The sequence below is a fragment of the Aequorivita echinoideorum genome (genome assembly GCF_018476645.1).
GTDB classification, from domain to species: Bacteria; Bacteroidota; Bacteroidia; order Flavobacteriales; family Flavobacteriaceae; genus Aequorivita; species Aequorivita echinoideorum.
Genome location: NZ_JAHCTB010000001.1, coordinates 271,766 through 287,144 on the forward strand (window position 1 = coordinate 271,766; position 15,379 = coordinate 287,144).

At 38.5% G+C, this 15,379-nt stretch carries 18 protein-coding genes; 2 read left to right on the forward strand and 16 right to left on the reverse strand.

What is annotated here, in order from left to right:
* Window positions 1-6: 6 nt before the first annotated feature.
* From KIV10_RS01285 to ruvC, 8 genes are read right to left on the reverse strand one after another with little or no spacing between them, the layout of a single operon-like run.
* Window positions 7-1,779, reverse strand: a complete 1,773-nt coding sequence (locus KIV10_RS01285) for a MutS-related protein (protein WP_214111675.1) — start codon at window positions 1,777-1,779, stop codon at window positions 7-9.
* Window positions 1,780-1,798: 19 nt separating this feature from the next.
* Window positions 1,799-2,158 (reverse strand): MmcQ/YjbR family DNA-binding protein, encoded by a 360-nt coding sequence (locus KIV10_RS01290; RefSeq protein WP_214111676.1) that lies wholly within the window; start codon window positions 2,156-2,158, stop codon window positions 1,799-1,801.
* A complete protein-coding gene (locus tag KIV10_RS01295; RefSeq protein ID WP_214111677.1) occupies window positions 2,155-2,784 on the reverse strand; it encodes a DUF4230 domain-containing protein in 630 nt (209 codons plus the stop codon). Before KIV10_RS01295 ends, KIV10_RS01290 begins: the two co-directional genes overlap by 4 nt.
* A 1-nt stretch (window position 2,785) precedes the next feature.
* Window positions 2,786-3,136 carry a DUF4260 domain-containing protein gene (locus KIV10_RS01300; RefSeq protein WP_214111678.1) on the reverse strand — a complete coding sequence of 117 codons (351 nt, stop codon included), beginning with the start codon at window positions 3,134-3,136 and terminating at the stop codon, window positions 2,786-2,788.
* A complete protein-coding gene (locus tag KIV10_RS01305; protein WP_214111679.1) occupies window positions 3,136-3,885 on the reverse strand; it encodes a cyclase family protein in 750 nt (249 codons plus the stop codon). Before KIV10_RS01305 ends, KIV10_RS01300 begins: the two co-directional genes overlap by 1 nt.
* Window positions 3,882-5,015, reverse strand: coding sequence for a radical SAM family heme chaperone HemW (gene hemW / locus KIV10_RS01310; RefSeq protein ID WP_214111680.1), 1,134 nt, complete (start codon window positions 5,013-5,015; stop codon window positions 3,882-3,884). Before hemW ends, KIV10_RS01305 begins: the two co-directional genes overlap by 4 nt.
* Before the next feature lie 24 nt (window positions 5,016-5,039).
* On the reverse strand, window positions 5,040-5,405 hold the full coding sequence (locus tag KIV10_RS01315; protein ID WP_214111681.1) for a four helix bundle protein: 366 nt from the start codon (window positions 5,403-5,405) through the stop codon (window positions 5,040-5,042).
* 17 nt (window positions 5,406-5,422) lie between these two features.
* A complete protein-coding gene (ruvC, locus tag KIV10_RS01320; protein ID WP_214111682.1) occupies window positions 5,423-5,986 on the reverse strand; it encodes a crossover junction endodeoxyribonuclease RuvC in 564 nt (187 codons plus the stop codon).
* A gap of 163 nt (window positions 5,987-6,149) precedes the next feature.
* Here ruvC and KIV10_RS01325 point away from each other — a divergent pair, with 163 nt between their 5' ends.
* A complete protein-coding gene (locus KIV10_RS01325; protein WP_246516152.1) occupies window positions 6,150-7,229 on the forward strand; it encodes a glycosyltransferase family 2 protein in 1,080 nt (359 codons plus the stop codon).
* Window positions 7,230-7,277: 48 nt separating this feature from the next.
* A complete protein-coding gene (locus tag KIV10_RS01330; RefSeq protein WP_214111684.1) occupies window positions 7,278-8,159 on the forward strand; it encodes a hypothetical protein in 882 nt (293 codons plus the stop codon).
* Here the strand turns inward: KIV10_RS01330 and KIV10_RS01335 are convergent.
* The 8 genes from KIV10_RS01335 to KIV10_RS01370 form a co-directional block, all read right to left on the reverse strand.
* Window positions 8,156-8,635 carry a hypothetical protein gene (locus KIV10_RS01335; protein WP_214111685.1) on the reverse strand — a complete coding sequence of 160 codons (480 nt, stop codon included), beginning with the start codon at window positions 8,633-8,635 and terminating at the stop codon, window positions 8,156-8,158. The genes KIV10_RS01330 and KIV10_RS01335 overlap by 4 nt on opposite strands.
* A 67-nt stretch (window positions 8,636-8,702) precedes the next feature.
* Complete coding sequence (locus tag KIV10_RS01340) at window positions 8,703-9,254, reverse strand: nitroreductase family protein (RefSeq protein WP_214111686.1); 552 nt, start codon at window positions 9,252-9,254, stop codon at window positions 8,703-8,705.
* 93 nt (window positions 9,255-9,347) lie between these two features.
* Window positions 9,348-10,994, reverse strand: a complete 1,647-nt coding sequence (gldJ, locus tag KIV10_RS01345; RefSeq protein ID WP_214111687.1) for a gliding motility lipoprotein GldJ — start codon at window positions 10,992-10,994, stop codon at window positions 9,348-9,350.
* 146 nt (window positions 10,995-11,140) lie between these two features.
* Window positions 11,141-11,908, reverse strand: coding sequence for a YoaK family protein (locus KIV10_RS01350; RefSeq protein WP_214111688.1), 768 nt, complete (start codon window positions 11,906-11,908; stop codon window positions 11,141-11,143).
* The gene (locus KIV10_RS01355) at window positions 11,892-12,368 is read right to left on the reverse strand and encodes a hypothetical protein (RefSeq protein WP_214111689.1); all 477 of its coding nucleotides are present in this window, start codon (window positions 12,366-12,368) and stop codon (window positions 11,892-11,894) included. The genes KIV10_RS01350 and KIV10_RS01355 overlap by 17 nt, the downstream gene beginning before the upstream one ends.
* Before the next feature lie 9 nt (window positions 12,369-12,377).
* Window positions 12,378-12,875, reverse strand: a complete 498-nt coding sequence (locus KIV10_RS01360) for a hypothetical protein (protein ID WP_214111690.1) — start codon at window positions 12,873-12,875, stop codon at window positions 12,378-12,380.
* Window positions 12,876-12,975: 100 nt separating this feature from the next.
* On the reverse strand, window positions 12,976-14,355 hold the full coding sequence (locus KIV10_RS01365; RefSeq protein WP_214111691.1) for a HAMP domain-containing sensor histidine kinase: 1,380 nt from the start codon (window positions 14,353-14,355) through the stop codon (window positions 12,976-12,978).
* Window positions 14,352-15,050, reverse strand: coding sequence for a response regulator transcription factor (locus tag KIV10_RS01370; RefSeq protein ID WP_214111692.1), 699 nt, complete (start codon window positions 15,048-15,050; stop codon window positions 14,352-14,354). Before KIV10_RS01370 ends, KIV10_RS01365 begins: the two co-directional genes overlap by 4 nt.
* Window positions 15,051-15,379: the final 329 nt, after the last annotated feature.

The window sequence follows — 15,379 nt, forward strand, 5'->3', positions numbered from 1 at the left end:
AATCAATTAATCAACAATTTCCATTTTCTTCAACAAAAACGAAGCGTTCATATTTTGGCAAATTCCGGGCTTAAAAGTGTAATCAAAATAAAGTTCGTCATTTTCGATGCGCGCATCAAAATAATAGTTTTTAACCTCATCCAGTTCGGCGGAAGCCTCACAAAGACTCAAATCGTGCGTGGCGATGATTCCCGTTGAATTGCTGCCAACCAGTTTTTCCACAAATTTGCGGGAACCAATTGCTTTGTCGGTACTATTCGTGCCCTTTAAAATTTCGTCAAGTATTATAAAGTAGCGATCTTCTTTAATTTCATCAACAATAAATTTCAAGCGCTTCAATTCACTGAAAAAATAGGATTCGTCATCGGTCAAACTATCGGTGGTCCGCATACTTGTAATCAGCTTTATCGGGTTGTATTCCGCTTTTTTTGCACAGACCGGCAGACCCATATTCCCCATAACTATTTGAAGCGAAACCGTGCGCAGAAACGTACTTTTTCCCGCCATATTTGCACCCGTAATTATGAAAAATTCCTCTTCGTTTATACGGATATCATTTTCTACCATCGTGTTCGGGTTTAGCAACGGATGCCCGGCTCCAGTGGCGTTTACCACGGGACCATTCAAATTTATCTTTGGAAAAACATAAGCTGGATGATTAAAAACGAAATTTCCCAAACTGTTGTATGCATCAAAAAATGTAATGCCCTCAAACCATTTGAAAACTTGCTGCTTGTGCGCTTCAATCCAAAGTTCAATATTTCTGCTTTGGTATAAATCCCGCAACAGAAAACCGTTTGAGATAAAACCGACAAGCATATTTGAGCGTTGGTCCAAAGCATCCAAATTTTTGGCAAATTTCCGAAGGATTGATGATGCCTTTTGGGAAGTTCCATTCACGATTTTCTTTTTTTCCGAAAGTAATTCCGAAGAAAAATCCTGTGTTTCTATTTCTAAAATGAGCTTGTGAAATTGATCAAAAGTGCTTTGGATTTTTGAGGTATGCGAAGCGAGATCGTTCACCTTTTTTAGATATTTCCCGGAAATGGCAAGCCCTAAAAAGAACCAGCCCGCAACCGCATAACCTGAAACCAAGTTGAAAAAATTGGCGACAATAATGGCAACGGAAAGTATTGAAAAAATAATGGAAACGGGCTTGATCCACGTTGGAACAAAATTTTTGTAATTCTGCAACCAATCCGTTACCTCACTTGCCGCAACCTCGGTTTTCACCAACGATGCGATGGCAGAAAAACGCTGGCGCCACTCCGCCAATGCTGAAATTTCCTGAATGGCTTTTTGTTTTTTTTCAATAGAATTGGTTTCATTTTCAGTAAAAATTGCTGCCAATCTATCTGCACCGCTTTCAAGCGCCGTTCTATTTAAATATTGAAAAAAGGATCCGCGACCAAAAAGATCGATATCCTGACTATAATAATGTTGCGGATCCGTATATTTTTCGCCGGAAGGCAAATGGTGGAAATTTCGATTTAAAACTTCAAGCTCAATTTCATTTTGCGAAATAAGCGCTTTTTCCAGATCGCGTTTTTGTTGAAGGCTGCTATGTTTTGAAACCAAATAAACGAAAATTGCAACGGTTAAAAGAATTGTAGCGATAATGATTTTTACATTTCCGAAGAAAAAATAGATAGCCGCACAAGCAACCAAAAAGACCAAAAGCCGCAATGTGCTTGAAAATGCAAGTTGCTTTTTCAATTTTTGAAGTGCTTCGGTATGTATTGTTATTTGATTTTTATAAAATTCTGAAGGAGATGTCATCAACGGTTATTTCAAATTTCTAAAGTTTGGCCAATTCAGCCTGAATTTTTTTCGTGAGGCTGCTTACAACCAAATTGTAGGAATGGTCAATCAATTCAATCACTAATTTTTGAGGGATATTTTTTTCCAACTCCACGGTATTCCAATGTACTTTGCTCATATGGTACCCCGGCCTAATCAAGCCATCGTATTCCTCCCGAAGTGCCACGGACCAATCCGGGTCGCATTTTAGATTGGCCTGCGCGGGATTATATTCCAAACCCGCAAGCGCAAACATTTTACCCATAACCTTGAACACAAGTGTTTTATCATCAAACGGAAATGTTTCCTCGACCCCTTTTTTTGAAAGACAATAATCTCTGAATTCTTCTATATTCATTTTATTTTTCCGGAGTCTGGTTTTAAAATTTTTGCATCATTCGGTGTTTGAAGCGCGGTGTAATCCAGCTTCCAATTGATGGTCTCGACCAATTTTTCCATCAAATAAATGGTTTCCAGCGCTTGTTTGGAAGCTTCGTCCAGCAAGCCGCTGCCGGGAATTTTATCAATAATCTGCTGTTTCGCCTCCTTGTTTATATCTGTTAAATCCTCTGCGGTAAATGGATTTGCCCAACCTTCCTGTTTGTCGTAATATTTAAAATCTGTTTCAATTGTCAATAATTGCGGCTGTGGAAAATTGGTAAGCGTGATGGTTTTTGAACGTGGGTCTGCATCCATTTTAATTTTGGTCAAATCAAAACCCACGTGTGCTTTTGCCTCAACCAAAACAATTGCTTTTTTCTTGCCCAAGATGATGTTCATCCATTTATCCTTTACGTTTTCGTAGTGGAAAATTTCAGAAAAATCCCCTTCAACCGTAATAAATTTGCAGACACTCCTGATTTTTTCCATTAAAACTACGGATTGCCGGTTTGCGCGCTCATGCTTCCTGCTGCTATTGAACCGTGAAAAAATAAAATATGCCACCACGGCACCCGCCGCCAGTCCTATAAAAAGTTGTTCCATATTATTTGCCTATAGTTCCCAAATGCGTATGTTTAAAGCTGTCCGGATATTTTAATCCGTAACCAAAAATTCTGTCAAAAGCAATGTGGGAAAACAAAATTACGCCTATTAAAATTAAAACTGTATTTGCCAGAAAAAATCCTGCCAACCCAAGAATAATAGCCACTGCCCTATGATGAAAAACATTGTAGGTTATAGCTCCCACTTTGGTGCCGAACGCATAGCCTACCATCCCAATATCTGGCAAAAATAGGAGCGCTGGAAAAACCCACCAGGCATACCCGAGCTGGGAAAAAATTACAACGCCCAAAACAAATTGTGCAAACTCTTCAATTTTCAAGGAAATTTTCATTATTCTAAAATTTTATAGAGAACAGGTTTGCTGGGTGAGGCGTCATTTTCAAAGGAAGTGATCTGTAAATTCAACAAATATGCGCCATCTGTTATATGCTCGGGAACGTAGATCATTTCTGTAATGGTGCAAACTTTTCTGGGGTTTTCGGGATAATTCCAAAAGGCTTTATGAGCTAAAAGTTTGCCTTCGTCACGTTCTTTATCTACGGATGGCAAATCAATCAACAAATGTTTTACACCAATGTTCCGTAAAAAAAGTGCGGCTTTTTCGTGAAGAAAAGGCCAATTGGAATCTGACCAGTGCTTTTCTTTTTTTTTTGAATTGTTTGGAAGCGTCCTAATAACTAATGCTTCCGGAGATTTTGCCGCCAACGCTTTTTTTATGATTTCTTCTGAAATTATTTCGTCTTCCCTGAAATTTTCAGGTGTTACGGTAATAACTTCAGCCAAAAAGAAAAACGTTTTTAAAGATTCATTTATGGAATGAAATTCTTTTGAAATATGCCCAAAACATTCCGTGTGCGTACCGTGCGCGTGTGGATTGAATTGTATGGTATTGAAATTAACGGATGCGCCCTCAGAGACTTTTCCCGTCCAATCGCCCATTTTTACAGGTTCAATCGAAGGTTTTTCCAAATACCAAGCTAGTGGATTCTTTTCTGAATCCTTCAAAACTATTGAAATATCTAAGGGTTTTGAAAAATCAACCTCTATCTTTTTATTGTGAATTTCAAGGGTAGCTTTCATTCTTCTAAATGTATCAAAAATAAATCTGATGCAATTCCATCACTTAAAAATTTTCCGTTTTCCGAAACTTTAAAAAATCCATTTTCGAAAACCAAAAGACCTTTTTTAATCTGAATTTCAACCTGTTCCATAAAGTAGTTATAGAAATTTTCGCCAAAATCATTCAATATTTTTTGGGCTGAAATTCCTTTTTGCGTGCGCAGGCCAGTCATAATATATTCATTGAATTTATCCTTTGCTGAAAGAATTTCCCACTCTGAGGGCAACTCCCCGGCTTCAATGCTTCTTATGTATTTCGAATTATTTGCAACGTTCCAACTTCGAATTTTTCCATTGTAACTATGCGCCGATGGGCCAATTCCCAAATAGGGCTTTCCCTCCCAATACGCGGTATTGTTGCGGGAATGATAGCCGGGCTTTCCAAAATTTGAAAATTCATAATTTTCGTAGCCCGCCTGTTTGGTTTCCGTACGTAAAATTTCATAGTGCTTTTTCGCCATCGCATCATTAACTGGCGCAACAATTCCTTTTTTTATAAATTTTTCCAAAGCGGTTTTTGGCTCGACCGTAAGCGCATAGCAGGAAAGATGCGGAATTCCAAGACTGAGGGCGATTTCCAGATTTTTACGCCACCGCTTTTCAGACATTTTTGGAATTCCATAAATTAAGTCGATGCTTATATTTTCGAAATATTTCTTGGCCAATTCGATACTTTTCAGTGCTTCGTGCGCATTGTGCGCACGATTCATAAGCTTTAAATCTTCTTCAAAAAAAGATTGCACGCCTATGCTTAAACGATTAATTGGACTTTTGGATAATTGGAGTATTAAATTTTCCGACAAATCATCAGGGTTTGCCTCGAGCGTAATTTCTGGGTTATCGGAAATTTTATAATTTCTATAAATTTCAGAAATCAAAAATCTTAAATCCTCACTCGACAATAATGAAGGGGTTCCTCCGCCAAAATAAATAGTTTCAACCGTTTCAGCAATTTCATCTTTTCTTAAAACCAGTTCTTGACAGAGCGCCGCAAGCAGTTCATCCTTTTTTTTCAACGATGTGGAAAAATGGAAATCGCAATAATGGCAAGCCTGTTTGCAAAAAGGAATATGTAAATAGATGCCGCTCATTTTTCAATTAGCAATAAACAATTATCAATTTTCACTATTTTTTATACGTGTTGCCTTTAAAATTGAAAACATAATCTTTGATAACTCGTCGGCATTTGAAAATAATAGATCATAATATTCGATAGATATGTATTCTGAATCTTTTAATAAAGACAACCAATATTTTGTTTCTAAACTTTCTTTATATGCCACAGAAATTTTTGCAGAAAAATCAGCCTTGGAAATGGCGCCATTTGCCTCCGCAATATTTGCCCCAATAGAAGTTCCAGATCTTAATAGCTGTTTTGACAAAAAATATTCCTTGTTTTGATTTGTCAATATTTTATAAAGATCAATGATTTTTAGGGCAAAATTGTATGATTTTTCAGCGAGTGGATTCTCTTTATTCATTGTTCATTGTTCATTGTTCATTGTTTATTGACCTTAGCTTCATTCTGTTTCACAAAAGCTGCCCAACCGGAATAACTTTTCCCGATTTCCGTTTTTCCCGAATTGTAAAAATGGCACACCGCAGCAGCGAGACCATCTGTACTATCCAGATTTTTGGGCAGAGTTTTAAGGGCCAAAACATTTTGAAGCATCTTTGCCACTTGCTCTTTGCTGGCATTTCCGTTTCCGGTGATTGCCATCTTTATCTTTTTGGGGGAATATTCCGTGATGGGAATTTGCCGCGAAAGCCCTGCCGCCATCGCCACGCCCTGTGCTCTTCCCAACTTGAGCATCGATTGAACGTTTTTACCAAAAAAAGGCGCTTCAATGGCAATTTCGTCCGGATTGTGGGTATCAATCAATTCTATGGTACGTTCAAAAATCAGTTTTAATTTTAGGTAGTGATCTTCATATTTTTTTAGTTGAAGCTCATTCAACTGCATAAATTCCATTTTTTTACCCACAACTTTTATCAATCCAAAGCCCATAATTGTGGTTCCGGGATCAATTCCCAAAATTATTTTTTCAGTTTTAACGGCCATTTTGCTTCTGTTTTTGCATCGGTGGGAATTTGTATTTTAGCGGTATGCTCAAGGCTTCGCACAAAGTTAGACAATATTCGGCAAGCAATTCTTCAATTGTCGAGAATCGGTGTTTTGTATGATTTTTATTGGAATTTTCATCATATCAATTTACAGTTTCGCGATGCTTATAATCCTTATTGGCTTCCGGAAAATAAAAATTTTTAAAGCTGAAAATAAAGAAGCCAACACCACTTTCAGTGTGGTAATTCCCTTCAGGAATGAAGCTGAAAATTTGCCAATGCTCTTAAAAAGCATATCTGAATTGAACTATCCCGCACACCTATTTGAAGTGATTCTGATAAATGATGAATCCACGGATGATTCTGAAAATATCATTTCAACAAAAATTGATAAATTAGATTTGAATATTAAACTCATTCAAAATCAACGATTTTCAAATTCACCGAAAAAAGATGCAATTACCGCTGCGGTGAAAATTTCAAAATTTGAGTGGATCTTAACTACCGATGCAGATTGTAAACTTCCCAAGAATTGGCTTCAATCGTTCAATAATTTTATTCGGAAAAACGATGCTGTTTTTATTGCCGCACCTGTAATTTATCTTTCCAACGGAAGCTTTTTACAGCATTTCCAGCAGCTCGACGGGTTCAGTTTGCAAGCGGCGACCATGGGAAGTTTTGGTTTTCAAAATCCCATATTTTGCAACGGCGCCAATCTCGGCTATAAAAAAAGTGCATTTTTTGAAGTGCAAGGTTTTGCTGGAAACGATAAAATTGCGAGCGGTGATGATATGTTTATGCTTGAAAAAATGAAGCTATTTTTCCCGAACCAACTCCATTTTTTGAAATGCGAAGATGCCATAGTTACCACGCTACCTCAAAAAAGTTGGGGAGACGCAATAAACCAACGCGTACGCTGGGCTTCAAAAACTTCAAAGCAGGAAAATTTAGTTTCGCAATTGTTGGGGATTTTCGTGGTTTTGGCAAATTTATATATCTTATTTACTCCGGTGTTTATTCTTTTTCAACCGGAAAATTTCGGTTTTTATATGGTTTTTTTTATTTCAAAAATCGGAATCGATTTTTTGGTGCTTTGGGTTTCATCAAGATTTTTCAATCAAAAAATGAAAATCTTCAAAACCATCCTTTCCATTTTTGGATACCCAGTTATCACTTTATTGGTGCTGTTTGGAACCTTTCGCGGAAAGTATAATTGGAAGGGTCGCCGTTTCGGCAAATAGAAAAATTCAATTAATTTTTTACCTTAGCCCGTACTAATTTTTGGCCCTATGAAACCGTTGCACCTATTTTTCCTGACTTTTCTTGTGTTTTCATCTTTCAGTTTCGCCCAAACGGAATATGCAGTTGATGGAAAAAATTATGTTTTAAAAACTGAAGTTTCAGGAAAAATGACGCTTCTTTGGAATACCATAAATGGCGAATACCGCTATTTTATCCAAAAAAATGATGAAATCTTTGAGCTGAAAAACACCCAGTCTAATGGCGATTTTAATGAAGAATACAAACAAACACTCCAACAATTGACTGCAGATGCGCCGCTTCCTGCAGAAGATGTGCGATTTACCTTGGCAGATTTGCGAACCTTTGTAAATGAGTATAATAAGCGAGTAGACCCAAGTTTTACTGAAAATGCCAAACCGTTGGATATTCAATTGCGCCTCGGAATATTTGGTGGAATAAGCAACGCTATTTTTACTGAAAATCCCACAAACCAAACATTGCCGGTAGGGGGTGCGGATTTTGAGATTTTTGACGCCGAAAAATTGAAACGCCACGCAATCGTTCTGCGGTTCAAACAAACATTTCAAAATGAGGAATACCAGTTTTCATCCTCGCAATTTTCATTAAATTACCGTTTCAAGTTTGTTAAATCACCAAGATTTGATGCTTTTGTGAATGCAAAATTTGCCGCTTTTACTAGCGTAAAAAGGGAAAATGTAATCGTTGGCGTAGATGGGACGGATGTGCCAATTTTGGGAACTTCCACTGGCAGCGATTTCAACGCGCCATTTACATTTGGATTGGGTGCGGATTACAAAGTGGGCAATGGCTACATTACGTTTACGTACAATGATGTTGTGGGACTGAATGTAGATAGCAATGGCGAATTTCCTCTGGATTTTACGCTTGGTTATAAATTCAATCTTTAATTTGTTTGAATAATAACGGGCAGCGTAAACTGCGTTTTTACAGGAATTCCGCGTTTATATGCTGGTGCTATGGGTTGCAATGAATCAATAGTTTTGAGCAACAAATCTTCAAGATTTGGGAAATCTTTTTTTAGCACTGAATCCATTTCTATTTGCAAAATGGAGAGATTCCCTTTGTTGCTTACCGCAAAGTCCACCAAAACAGTATCGTAAACCTCGTGAACCGCAATAATATTTTTATCGCTTATGGACTGGTAGAGCCTTGAATTGATTGTGTTTATAAAACACTGCTTCTGTTCAGGTTTTTCGGCAATGCTATCACAATGTATAAAAGATGGATATCGATCCACTTCTTTCCAATCAATAGCTTCAATTTCTTCTTTATAAATTTTTTCTGAAGAAACCTTTTCCGTCTCAAAATACTGGCAGGAACTTGCCGCAATTGAAAAAAGAAGAACTATGATGAGGTATTTCATTTCAGAAAAAATTCAACTTGAAAAGTACAAATTTACTGAAACTTACAGCTTTAATTGAAAAGTTCTTTTAAACCCAAATAGTTTTCTCCTGGATTGTGGTTTTTCGAGTTCCTTCGGGCAATTCATCATATTTTCCCATATAGAAAAAGCCCAAGCAGCGCTCGCCTTCCTCCATCTGTATAAATTTATCCATATACTTCAATAATCCCGGGGTGGCCCAATAGGAGCCAATGTTCATATCTGCCGCCGTAAGCCACATATTTTGAACGGCCATGGCGGTAGCGGCAATTTCTTCCCACTCGGGCAGACTTTCCTTTGGATCGCGCTGCATGCAGATTACTATAACGCACCCAGCTTTTACTGGATTTTCCAAGAATTTTTTATAGGTAAATCCTGAAAAGTTTTCTGTGGTCTGTTTGTAGGTTTCGGCCAAAAATTTACCAAGGCCAATTTGGGACGCGCCGTGAAAAACCTTGAACCTCCATGGCTCTGTACGCTTATGCGTGGGTGCCCAGTTGGCACTTTCCAATATTTGTAAAACTTCTTCTTTACTGATTGGCTGACCGTTATATTGTGCGGGGAAAACGGAACGCCGGTTTTTTATGGTTTGTGAGATCATTATTTTATTTTGGTTGGTGAAGATACTAAAAAACACCCCTTAAACGAAATGAAAATTGTGTTTAAAAGAACTTTTAATAGCTATGGTAATTTCCTAATTACGGGACCTTTTTTTAGTTTTAGATTTTGAACCCACCCGAGACATAGCACAGCGAAACCCTATAAAGCTGGTTGCCATATACTCAGGTAAAAATCTGCGTTGTGCAGGATCAAGCCAGTATTCCCTATCTTGCCAAGAACCACCTTTATAAACCCTTACATTATCACTGATCAATGTAGTCCTGCTTGAACTTTTATCATAACCGCGTTGCATAGCTCCTGTGCTGTCAACAGTAGCGGTATGCTGTGGGGAATTGTACATGGATTTATCACCGGTTTTTCGTGATTTGGAAGCTTCATCGCCATCTAAAAAATTTCTATTGTCTGCTGTTGAAAAATTGGTTCTCAAATACGTTTCCTGTTCATCTACTGGTATTTGCAAAACCTCTCCGGGAAATTGCCTCGGGATCAGGTTTCCGGTGGGCAGCGTGTCATATAGTATTGAGGTGCTTTTAATTATCTCGAAACTTCTGTCTGGATGGCGATAATCTTTTGAATACACATTACCGCGGTGGTAATTGAAATCATTGTAATCGTCATTCACGGTTGGGCGATAAACGTCCGCCACCCATTCTGCTACGTTTCCTGCCATATCGTACAGTCCAAAATCATTGGGAGCATATTGCGCAACGGGTGCGGTGATATCAGCACCATCTTCGCTCCATCCTGCAATACCGCCATAGTCACCACTACCTTGTTTAAAATTCGCTAATTGATCTCCTCTGGTTTTTCTTTCTCCGGAACGCGTGTACTGTCCTTGCCACGGATATTTTTTTCGGCCTCGTTCGCTGTTGTATTCACGAATCCCACCAAGGCTTACCGCTGCATATTCCCATTCTGCTTCGGTAGGCAAGCGATAATCCGGAAGAAATATTCCATCTTTTCTTTGAACATAGATATCGCGAATATCGCCTCTTCCCGCCGTTGAATCCTCCATTAATTTCTGAATTCCTTTATATCTGCTGCCTCCTTGCAATATGGAATCGTTCCCACCATAGGTACGCGTGGGTGCTTTTAAATAGGTATCTGTGGAAAAAGTCTCGTAACCATTCACTTGAAGACGTGCATTTTTCGCAGTAAAATTTTCTTCTTCCAGCAACTTCTCATTGACCCTATCGGTTCGCCATTTACTGAAATTGACTGCCTGAACCCAGCTAACTCCCACCACGGGATATTCCGCAAAAGCGGGGTGACGCAGGTAATTTTCAACCATAGTTTCGTTAAAGCCCAAACTGTTTCTCCAAACCAAGGTATCTGGCACGGCACTGGGGTATATATTTTTGTAATTGCTATCACTGGGAGGAAAAACGCGCTTGAGCCAATCTAAATATTCAAGATACATAAGGTTGGTTACCTCAGTCTCATCCATGTAAAATGACATAACATGCTGTTGATTGGGAATATTATTCCAATCTTTTATGGGGTCATCCTGTACGCGGCCGAAGGTAAAAGTTCCACCTTCAATAAAAACGAGGCCCGGTCCCGTAATCTGTTCATTTGACTGATTTTTATAGCCTCTGGCAGAGCCGCCATTTCGGCCAATCATCTTCCAACCCGTTGCCCGCGAACTTGTTTTATAATCTTGATTTCCAGAACAGGATGCTATTAAAACCACCAGAGCGATGGTGAAAATACGCTGCATGATACTCTCTATTTTAAGAATGGCAAAAATAGAATTATTATTGACCTAAGCAATTAGATAGGCACCTGATTTCTGTAAGAAAATTACCTTCTCAACAACCTTAATCTTCAATACAGAAACCATTGTGCTGCCTATCTGCCATCAAACTAACTTTCCTTGCCTGCAATAATGTACCGTCTTACAAACGGCTGCCTGCGCTGCATATATCGTGTAACCTGAAGCTTTGAATAATCATATACTATTACTATGGTAAGAAGTAGGCTTATAATTAAAAATGTATAATTCTGAATTTGGATATAAAACACACCCGCCATGATCCCGCCTCCCATATAGGAAAACATGATTGCCAATAGCAATTTTGCCTTTTTCTGAAGTTTCACATCTTCGCGGAATTCTCTTTTGGTGAACATTGAAAACAATATTCCCAAATCTGTTGTAAGCCCCGTAAGGTGGGTGGTCTTCACCTTAGCATTGGAGATACTTGCGGTGAGTCCATTCTGTAAACCCATGGCAAAAAGCATTGCGGCAACCAGGATTTCAGTTTCATATAAAGTTTCCGTATAGAAAAATTCCAAATAGGCACCTACAAACAACAGGCAAGCCATTTCTAAAAGCACTGGGACTGCGTGGGCAAAATACCGGCTGGATTTTGAATTATTATGGATTATCAAACAATTTGACGTGAAATTTCCCATAAAAAATAGGAATACCCAAAGTAGGACTACTGCGGCTTGGTACCAATTCCCCTTGGCGATTTCCTGCGCCAAAATTGCATAGTGCCCCGTAACATTTGAAGTAAATGCGAAGAAAACAATAACCGAGACAACATTGACCATCCCCGCCGTGAAAGCAGTGAGACCACCCAGTTTTATGTTATCTGAAAAACTTCTGAAATTGCTATATTTTCTGAGCATAGCTGTCTTTTTGTATTCTTTTGAAAGTCATTTTTACAATGCCGCGCACCTGCAGATCGAAATTGAAATGCATCACCATAGTATCCTGATTTATTTCGGCAATTTGGTAATTCTCGCTTCCTATTTCGTTGTGCTTGAGTTCTAAGATATGGCCGCGGCCTTTCATATTCCATTTTAATTGTTCCATTTGCGCCGTGCCTTTTGAAAAAACCAAGGTTTTATCTTCCGTGAATTTCCATACTTCAGCTTTGTGTATTATCAAATTTTGCGCTATTTCATCCTTTTGGTTTTCGTCTATAAAAACGTGAACGCCATTTTCGTGGTCGGTTTTTTCGTACTCCCAGCTCACTTCTTCCCATTCCCCAATAATGAGCTGCTCCGGACTGCTTTTTTTCGCTAAAATGAAAATACAGCAAAGCAGCATCGCCATAAAAATTGCGTATATAAACCTTAATTTCATGGTGGAAGATTAGGTTCTAGAGAAAAACAGATCAGAAATTTGCTCGCGAACGGTCGTAGCTTTTTCGTAAACGGAGCTGCACTCCAAATGATTCAATTTTACCTTGCACTTTGTGAAAAGAGGTAGCGGGCTAAATGAATTTTTTCCTTTGAAATTAAGCGAATCCTCGTTTGGCACCACAATTTCATCAATACCATTTGCCAATAAATATTCTTGGAAATATGCATTGTTTTTACTGGTAATCACGTCAACACAAAAAGAATTGATGCGCGAGTCGTACTTGTTTTTCAGCATTTTGCACGCCTCATTGAATTCTTCAGATTGAAAACTTTTCACCAGTTTTCTCTTTGAAAAAAACAGCATTTCAGTAATTGAGCTCGGCAAATACGCACCCTGCAACAGCACAATATCCACTTTTTCCTCCCGGCTTGTCTCAATGGCCTGTTTTACTAGGTTCAAGGATTTTACTGAAAAATCTGTGGGGATTAAAATCTTTTTCGTTTCCATAGCAATTTGTTTTTTACAAATGTACCATGGCACGTATTAGAAGCTCTTTATAGTGAAATTAGAAAAATATTAGATACCCTTTTAAAAGATTAAAAAGCGATTAAAGCTTGATAATGGCTATGGGCAGATTGATCTGCACCGAAGTTCCCTGTCCTTCTATGGAATTCACCTCCAGTTTTCCTTTGTGAATCCGGATAATATTCCGCGCAAGCGGAAGACCAATTCCATAGCCTTTAAAATCTCCCGTGTTTGATGCACGAAAGTAGGGATCATAAATGTATTGCATTTCTCCCTCTGGAATACCGATGCCGGAATCGCGCACTACGATTATTATTTCTTTATCTGATGCGCCCAGGGCAACGTGCACCGGGCTATCGTTTGAATATTTGCAGGCGTTGAGGACGATGTTGCTGAGCGCAAGATGTAACAGGTAAAAATTTCCGTTCACTTTTAATTTCATTGGATTTTCAGGCAGTAAGCTGAAATCCAAATAAATTTTACAATTGAAATTAATGCGTTGCACAGTTTCCTTCACATCAAGAATCAACTGGTCCGTACGCAAAATATCAAACTTCTGCGATTTGCCATCAAAACCTGTTTGTGCCAAAAGAAGAAGCGCTTTCGTCTTTTTTTCCAGTTTTTCGGCTTCGCTTAAAATATTGGCGAGGGCTTTTTGGTATTCTTCTTTCTCCCTATCCTTTGAAAGTGCCAAATCTGCCTCACCAATTATACTGGTGAGTGGCGTATTGAGCTCGTGCGATGCGTTGCTTATGAAGTTTTTCTGAGTTTCTACCGTAGTTTCAAGCCTGTTTAGCATATCGTTGAATGTGAGTGCAAGCTTGCGAAGGGAATCCTTACTTTTAGGAAGTTTTAACCGTAGATGTAAATTTTCGAAGCTTATTTTTTTCACTTCTTTTATAATATTCTGCACCGGGCGAACCAGTGTACGCGATATAAGAAGCGAAACGAAAACGATCAAAAGAAGGCCGTACAGCAAGGAAGTTATGAGCAAATTTTGAAGATAGGCAATGTGGTGCGTGTAGAAATAATTTTGTGCGGAAACCACGGCTATAAAACTATCGCCATTAAGTGTCTTAAATTTTATGCCGGAATAGAACTTGCTCTTCTCTTGAAAATTTCCATTCCCGAACTCAATGATATCCGCAACGAGCTCATCTGGGAGCCCATCTTCCCCTTTAGGTACCGTTAAGCCATTGTTTTCGGGATTGATTTTATATACATATTCCTCTTGCTCCGGTAATTTTTCAAGAAATTCCTGCCGCATTTCTTTTATTACGGAAACGTCCTTCGGCTTTTCAGATTCAATTTTGGCGGTGGTTGCCGCTCGAATTTCAAGCCTTTTATAAAAATCCTGAAACGAATAGCTGGAAATGGAATAATAAATAAATCCGCAGAAAAGAAGCGTGTAAATGAAGAATACCGAAATTAAAAGATAAATTATCCTGTAGTGAATTTTCATTTGTCATCCCTTAAAGCGTAACCCATTCCCACAACCGTGTGGATGATGCGATCGCCGCCGTTTCTTTCCAGTTTTTTCCGAATATAATTCACATAAACATCCACCACATTTGTCCCGATATCAAAATTGATTCCCCAAACCTCATCGAGAAGATCGGTACGGGAAATTACGCGGTTGGGGTTTTTCATAAACATTAATAGCAACCTGTATTCCGTAGGCGTCAAAAGGATTTCCTGACTATTTCTGGTAACTGTTTTTGAATAATCGTTTATTTCCACATCCAGAAATGAATAGCTATTTCCATCTTTTGGCTTGCTGGTTTCGCTGTTTTCAACCCTTCGCAGCAATGTGCGCAACCGGGCCTTCAACTCAATAAGCTTGAATGGTTTCGAAAGGTAATCATCTGCCCCGCTATCCAGCCCCAAGACTACATTTTCAGCACTGCCCAATGCCGTAAGCATTAAAATGGGTAAATCTGAATACCCAAGTTCCCGGATTTTTCGGCATACTTCAAGTCCGTTCATTTTCGGCAATAAAATATCTAGAATTACCAGATTTATTTGTTCTTCGTCCAGCAATTCCATAGCGCTTATGCCATCGACCCTATGTATAATTTTGTAGCCGTCTTCCTCAAGACCCTTGATAATGAGGTTTGCGACACTGTGCTCGTCCTCAACTAATAGTATGGTATTCATAACGTTTGCGCGTAACTAGATAAAATTATACAACAATAGCGCATAATTTTTCTTTTGAAGTTAAAATGTAATTAAAATTAATCTGTTTGAATTTAATGTGCTAAAATTGAAATGAACTAGCTTCAACAAAAATTTTAAAACAGTAAAAGAATTACAGAAAAATAAATTCAGAATAAAATCTAAAAACCAGCAGGCCCAAAGATTTCAGAATCTTTGGGCCTTTTTGTATTCTGAAGTTTTTTACGACTGACTTTAATTACGGCATCTGCCTTATTGCCGAAAAACGAAAGTCGTCCCATTTTTGTAATGGAGATTTCACGTAGACTTTA

Excerpts from the sequence above, each read along its gene's own strand:
- KIV10_RS01290 (WP_214111676.1), bottom strand. The coding sequence starts at position 2,158 with ATGAATATAGAAGAATTCAGAGATTATTGTCTTTCAAAAAAAGGGGTC.
- gldJ (WP_214111687.1), bottom strand. The coding sequence starts at position 10,994 with ATGCAGCGTATTTTCACCATCGCTCTGGTGGTTTTAATAGCATCCTGT.
- hemW (WP_214111680.1), bottom strand. The coding sequence starts at position 5,015 with ATGAGCGGCATCTATTTACATATTCCTTTTTGCAAACAGGCTTGCCAT.
- KIV10_RS01300 (WP_214111678.1), bottom strand. The coding sequence starts at position 3,136 with ATGAAAATTTCCTTGAAAATTGAAGAGTTTGCACAATTTGTTTTGGGC.
- KIV10_RS01350 (WP_214111688.1), bottom strand. The coding sequence starts at position 11,908 with ATGCTCAGAAAATATAGCAATTTCAGAAGTTTTTCAGATAACATAAAA.
- KIV10_RS01295 (WP_214111677.1), bottom strand. The coding sequence starts at position 2,784 with ATGGAACAACTTTTTATAGGACTGGCGGCGGGTGCCGTGGTGGCATAT.
- KIV10_RS01355 (WP_214111689.1), bottom strand. The coding sequence starts at position 12,368 with ATGAAATTAAGGTTTATATACGCAATTTTTATGGCGATGCTGCTTTGC.
- KIV10_RS01315 (WP_214111681.1), bottom strand. The coding sequence starts at position 5,405 with ATGAATAAAGAGAATCCACTCGCTGAAAAATCATACAATTTTGCCCTA.
- KIV10_RS01305 (WP_214111679.1), bottom strand. The coding sequence starts at position 3,885 with ATGAAAGCTACCCTTGAAATTCACAATAAAAAGATAGAGGTTGATTTT.
- KIV10_RS01330 (WP_214111684.1), top strand. The coding sequence starts at position 7,278 with ATGAAACCGTTGCACCTATTTTTCCTGACTTTTCTTGTGTTTTCATCT.
- KIV10_RS01365 (WP_214111691.1), bottom strand. The coding sequence starts at position 14,355 with ATGAAAATTCACTACAGGATAATTTATCTTTTAATTTCGGTATTCTTC.
- KIV10_RS01335 (WP_214111685.1), bottom strand. The coding sequence starts at position 8,635 with ATGAAATACCTCATCATAGTTCTTCTTTTTTCAATTGCGGCAAGTTCC.
- KIV10_RS01340 (WP_214111686.1), bottom strand. The coding sequence starts at position 9,254 with ATGATCTCACAAACCATAAAAAACCGGCGTTCCGTTTTCCCCGCACAA.
- KIV10_RS01325 (WP_246516152.1), top strand. The coding sequence starts at position 6,150 with ATGCTTATAATCCTTATTGGCTTCCGGAAAATAAAAATTTTTAAAGCT.
- ruvC (WP_214111682.1), bottom strand. The coding sequence starts at position 5,986 with ATGGCCGTTAAAACTGAAAAAATAATTTTGGGAATTGATCCCGGAACC.
- KIV10_RS01370 (WP_214111692.1), bottom strand. The coding sequence starts at position 15,050 with ATGAATACCATACTATTAGTTGAGGACGAGCACAGTGTCGCAAACCTC.
- KIV10_RS01360 (WP_214111690.1), bottom strand. The coding sequence starts at position 12,875 with ATGGAAACGAAAAAGATTTTAATCCCCACAGATTTTTCAGTAAAATCC.
- KIV10_RS01285 (WP_214111675.1), bottom strand. The coding sequence starts at position 1,779 with ATGACATCTCCTTCAGAATTTTATAAAAATCAAATAACAATACATACC.